This window comes from Actinacidiphila cocklensis (assembly GCF_907177275.1).
Lineage (GTDB): Bacteria > Actinomycetota > Actinomycetes > Streptomycetales > Streptomycetaceae > Actinacidiphila > Actinacidiphila cocklensis.
In genome coordinates, this window is the sequence record NZ_CAJSLV010000131.1 from 1 (window position 1) to 4502 (window position 4502).

The following is a 4502-nucleotide window of genomic DNA, read 5'->3' on the forward strand; positions in this document are numbered from 1 at the left end:
CCCGCCGGCCTGCCGGCGCCCCCGCCGGCCCCCGCCGGCCAGCCGGCAACCGTCTACCTCCCGGCGCAGGCGCAGAGCCCGGACGAGATCCACGGCTACGCCCCGCCGTCGGACCCGCCCCCGGCCGCGCCCGTACCCGCCGCGCCCCAGGCGTTCGTACCGGAACCCGCCCTGCTGCCGACCCCGGTGCCCGCCGCGGCGCTCGCGCCGGCCCCGCTGCCGCCCGCCGTTCCCGTACCGGAGCCCGGAGCGGTGGCCGTGCCCGCCGCGCCTGCCGTGCCCGCAGTGGAGCCGATATCCCCCGCCGCCGGGCGGAGCCTGCCGCAGCGGGTGCGCGGGGCGACCGGGACCCGGCGGGCCGCGCCGCCCGCACCGGTGCCGCCGGTGGACGCCGCCGAACTGCGGCGCAGGCTCGACGGGTTGCAGCGCGGCCTGGCCGCCGGCCGCGCCGAGGCCTTACGCGAACGTGACGAACCGCCCGCGGGGCCGGGCGAGCCCGCAGATCCGGCAGGAACCGTTGAGGAGGCGACCCGTTGAACGCGGTCGACACGCAGACCGGGGTACTCAGCAGTGAGGCCCGCAGTTTCCAGTGGCTGCTGCACAATTTCGTGGCGGAGGTGTACGGCATCCACTCGGTCGCCGTGGTCTCCTCCGACGGCCTGCTGCTGCTCGGTTCCGAACCTGACGACGGTTCGGACGGGCAGGGCGGGCAGAATAGGCCCCAGGCGCCCGCGCATCCGGGTCTGGCCGGCCAGAGCCGGATGGACCTCGCAGCGGTCGTGTCGGGTCTGGCCTCGCTCACCGTGGGCGCGGCCCGGCTGATGGACGGCGGACGGGTCAGGCAGACCACCGTCGCGATGACGGACGGAGTGCTCGTGGTGATGTCGATCAGCGACGGCTCGCTGCTCGGCGTGCACGCGGCCGCCGACGCCGACATGAGCGCGATCGCCTACCACATGGCCCTGTTCGTGGGCCGTGCGGGACACGTACTGACCCCCGCACTCCGCAGCGAGTTGCGCCAGGCCAACGGGAGCGCCGACTGATGTCGTCGATGTCCGCACTGCCCAGACGCGGGGCACCGCAACGAGGTGCCGACCGCAGGACGGACCGGGTCCGCCCGTACTCCCTGACGGGCGGTCGGACCCGGGTCGGCCACGTGCTGCTGGTCGAGACGTTCGTGGCCACCGTGGAGGGCCCGGAGCAGCCGTACGCCGCCGGCCGGGGCGGCTGGGCCGAACGCGTCCTGCCCGAAAGGCGGGCGATCGTCGAACTGTGCAGGAGAATGCGGTCGGTGGCCGAGATCTCCGCACTGCTCAGGATGCCGCTCGGTGTCGTGAGGGTGCTGCTCAGCGATCTCGCCGACCAGGGAAGAATTCGCGTGTACGGCACCGGGCACGGGTCCGGCAGCCCCGACCGCGCGCTGCTCGAAAGGGTGCTCAGTGGACTTCGCAGCCTCTGACCGGCCGGACGGCCTGCAGGACTGGCAGGACGACCGCGACCGCGCGCCGGTCTCCACGAAGATCGTGGTGGCCGGCGGCTTCGGTGTGGGCAAGACCACTTTCGTGGGCGCGGTGTCCGAGATCACCCCGCTGACCACCGAGGCGGTGATGACCCAGGCCAGCGAGGCGTTCGACGACCTGGCCGCCACCCCCGACAAGGTCACCACCACGGTGGCCATGGACTTCGGCCGGATCACCCTGGAGAAGGACCTCGTCCTCTACGTCTTCGGCACCCCGGGGCAGCAGCGGTTCTGGTTCATGTGGGACGACCTGGTGCGCGGCGCGATAGGCGCGGTCGTGCTCGCCGACACCCGCCGGCTCGCGGACTGCTTCCCCGCCCTCGACTACTTCGAGGGCACCGGGCTGCCGTACACGGTCGCGGTCAACCAGTTCGAGGGCACCGCCGCGTACACCGGCGAGGACGTGCGCGAGGCGCTGGCGGTGCCGTCGCACATCCCGGTGCACATCATCGACGCGCGGAAACGGTCCTCCGTCGTCGACGCGCTGCTCGCGCTGGTCACCCACGCACTCGCGGAACAGCCCTTCTAGCATGAGCCGTTCCCACCACAAGCGACCTGATCCGACCCGAAGCGGGGGCGCCGTGCGCAAGATTCTCATCGTCGGAGCCGGGCAGGCCGGCCTCCAGCTGGCCCTCGGCCTGCAAGCCCGTGACTACGACGTCACGGTGATGTCCAACCGCACCGCCGACGAGATCCGCACCGGCCGGGTCACCTCCACCCAGTGCATGTTCGGCGCCGCCCTGGCCCACGAGCGGGCGGCGGGCCTGGACTTCTGGCCCGACATGGCACCGCGAATAACCGGCCTGGGCATATCCGTCGCCGGCACGGCCGGCGCGGGCCGCGCGGTCGACTGGCTCGGCCGCCTCACCGCCCCAGCGCGTTCGGTGGACCAGCGGGTGAAGATGTCCGGCTGGCTGGAGACCTTCGCGGAGCGCGGCGGCAAGGTCGTCATCCATGCCGCGACGGCCGCCGACCTCGACTACTTCTCGCTCGCCTACGACCTGGTCCTGGTCGCGGCGGGCAAGGGCGAGACCGTCTCGATGTTCCGCCCGGACGCGGCCCGTTCGCCCTACGCCGCCCCGCAGCGCACGCTGGCCGTCGCCTACGTCCACGGCCTGGCCCCGCGTCCCGAGCACCCTGACGTCCCCGCGGTCCGCTGCAACCTGGTGCCCGGCGTCGGCGAACTCATCGTCATCCCCGCGCTGACCACCTCCGGAGCCTGCGACATCCTGTTCTGGGAGGGCGTGCCCGGCGGCCCGGTGGACGTCTTCGGGACGGTCACGGACCCCGCGGAGCACCTGCGCCTGACGCTGGACCTGATGCGCCGCTTCACCCCGTGGGAGTACGAGCGCGCGTCCGCCGTCGAGTTGACCGACGGCAACGCCACGCTGGTGGGCGGCTTCACCCCGACCGTGCGCGAACCGGTCGCGGAACTGCCCGGCGGCGGTGTGGTGCTGGGCGTCGCCGACGTGGTCGTCGCCAACGACCCGCTCACCGGTCAGGGCTCCAACAACGCGGCCAGGTGCGCGGCCAGTTACGCGGCCAGCATCGTCGAGCACGGGGAAGAGCCCTTCGACCGCTGGTGGATGCAGGAGGCCTTCGACCGCTTCTGGTCGCAGGCGGGCCCGTCCACCCGCTGGACCAACGCGATGCTCGGCGAGCAGCCCGAGCACGTCCTCACACTGCTCGCCGCGGCCGAGAAGCACCCGCGGATCGCCGACCGCATCGCCAACGGCTTCGACGAGCCGGCCGACTTCGCCGAGTGGTTCTACGACGCCGGCGCCGCCGCGGACTATCTCGCGGACGTCGAACGCTAGGCCCCAGGGGTCAGCCCAGCGGCTCGGGCTGCCCGTCGCCCTGCGGGATCTGCCGCGGCCGGTAGTCCGCGAGCGGCTGGGCGCCCAGGTCGGGGCGGACCGCGCCGAGGATCGGGTTGGCGGCGATCGGGGAGACCTTCACCACCGCGCCGGTGTGCGGGGCCTGGACGACCAGGCCGTCGCCGATGTAGAGGGCCACATGGGTGGCGCCGGGGAAGTAGACCACCAGGTCGCCCGGGCGCAGCAGGGACAGCGGCACGTGCGGCAGCCGCGCCCACTGCTCCTCCGCGGTGCGCGGGACGGTGACGCCGGCGTGCGACCAGGCCTGCGAGGTCAGGCCCGAGCAGTCGAAGGACCCCGGTCCCTCGGCGCCCCACACGTACGGCTTGCCGAGCTGCTCGAAGGCGTAACCGATGGCCCGGTCGCCGCTCGTCGAGGGCGCCCGCAGGGCCTGGTCCTTGCCGAGCGCCTTGGAGTCCATGAACTCCTGCTGCGCCTTGTCCGCGCCCTGCTGCTCCAGCGCCTGCAGGTCGCTGACCTGCACCCCGCTGAGCCCGGCGAGCAGCGCCTCGACCTGCCGCAGGTGCCCCTCGATCTGCGTCTTCTGCGCGGCCTGCTTGTTCTGCGCGACCTGGGCGGCGTCCAGCGCGCGCTGGGCCTGGGCGTTCAGCGCCGCCAGCCGGCTCTCGCCGGCGGCCAGCCCGGCCACCGCGTCCTGCTGGCGCCCGACGGCGCGCTGGGCGACGTGCAGCGTCCCGAAGAAGTCCTGCGGGCTCTCGCCGTCCAGCATCGACAGGTACGGCGACATCCCGCCGGTGCGGTAGAGCTGGCGGGCCATCAGCCCGACCTGGTCGCGGGCCGCCGCGACCTGGGTGCGCTGCGCGGCGAGCTGGGTGTCCAGCGCCCGGGCCTTGGTGCGCTGCTGGTCGGCGGTCTCCTTGGCCTTGTTGTACGACTCGGTGGCCGCCTCCGTCTGCTGGTGCAGGGACTGGAGCCGGGTCAGCAGGTCGGGCAGCGAGGCCGGGTCGGCGGTACCGGTCGGAGCCGGCACCGCGGGCTGCTGCCCGGGGGCGGTGGCCGCCGGATCGGCGCCGCCGGGGTCCGCCGCGGGCGTGCCGGTCGCCGAGGGCGCCGGGACCGGCGGGTCGTACGGGCGTGCCGCGGCC

Annotated in this window: 5 protein-coding genes and 1 pseudogene; 5 read left to right on the forward strand and 1 reads right to left on the reverse strand. The window is 73.9% G+C overall.

All coding sequences use genetic code 11. The features are described from left to right. The 5 genes and pseudogenes from NFU81_RS40615 to NFU81_RS40635 all read left to right on the forward strand — a co-directional run. A pseudogene (locus NFU81_RS40615) lies at positions 1–537 on the forward strand (hypothetical protein); the annotation flags it as partial. Beyond that, positions 534–1043, forward strand: coding sequence for a roadblock/LC7 domain-containing protein (locus tag NFU81_RS40620; RefSeq protein WP_251502336.1), 510 nt, complete (start codon positions 534–536; stop codon positions 1041–1043). The pseudogene NFU81_RS40615 and the gene NFU81_RS40620, both read left to right, overlap by 4 nt. Further along, entirely contained in the window at positions 1043–1459 is a 417-nt protein-coding gene (locus tag NFU81_RS40625) for a DUF742 domain-containing protein (protein WP_251502337.1), read from the forward strand. The genes NFU81_RS40620 and NFU81_RS40625 overlap by 1 nt, the downstream gene beginning before the upstream one ends. After that, positions 1440–2048, forward strand: coding sequence for a GTP-binding protein (locus tag NFU81_RS40630; protein ID WP_251502338.1), 609 nt, complete (start codon positions 1440–1442; stop codon positions 2046–2048). Before NFU81_RS40625 ends, NFU81_RS40630 begins: the two co-directional genes overlap by 20 nt. 52 nt (positions 2049–2100) lie before the next feature. After that, positions 2101–3336, forward strand: a complete 1236-nt coding sequence (locus NFU81_RS40635; RefSeq protein WP_251502339.1) for a styrene monooxygenase/indole monooxygenase family protein — start codon at positions 2101–2103, stop codon at positions 3334–3336. A gap of 10 nt (positions 3337–3346) precedes the next feature. Here NFU81_RS40635 and NFU81_RS40640 read toward each other — a convergent pair. Next, on the reverse strand, positions 3347–4502 hold a 1156-nt coding region (locus NFU81_RS40640), incomplete at its 5' end, for a C40 family peptidase (protein ID WP_251502340.1).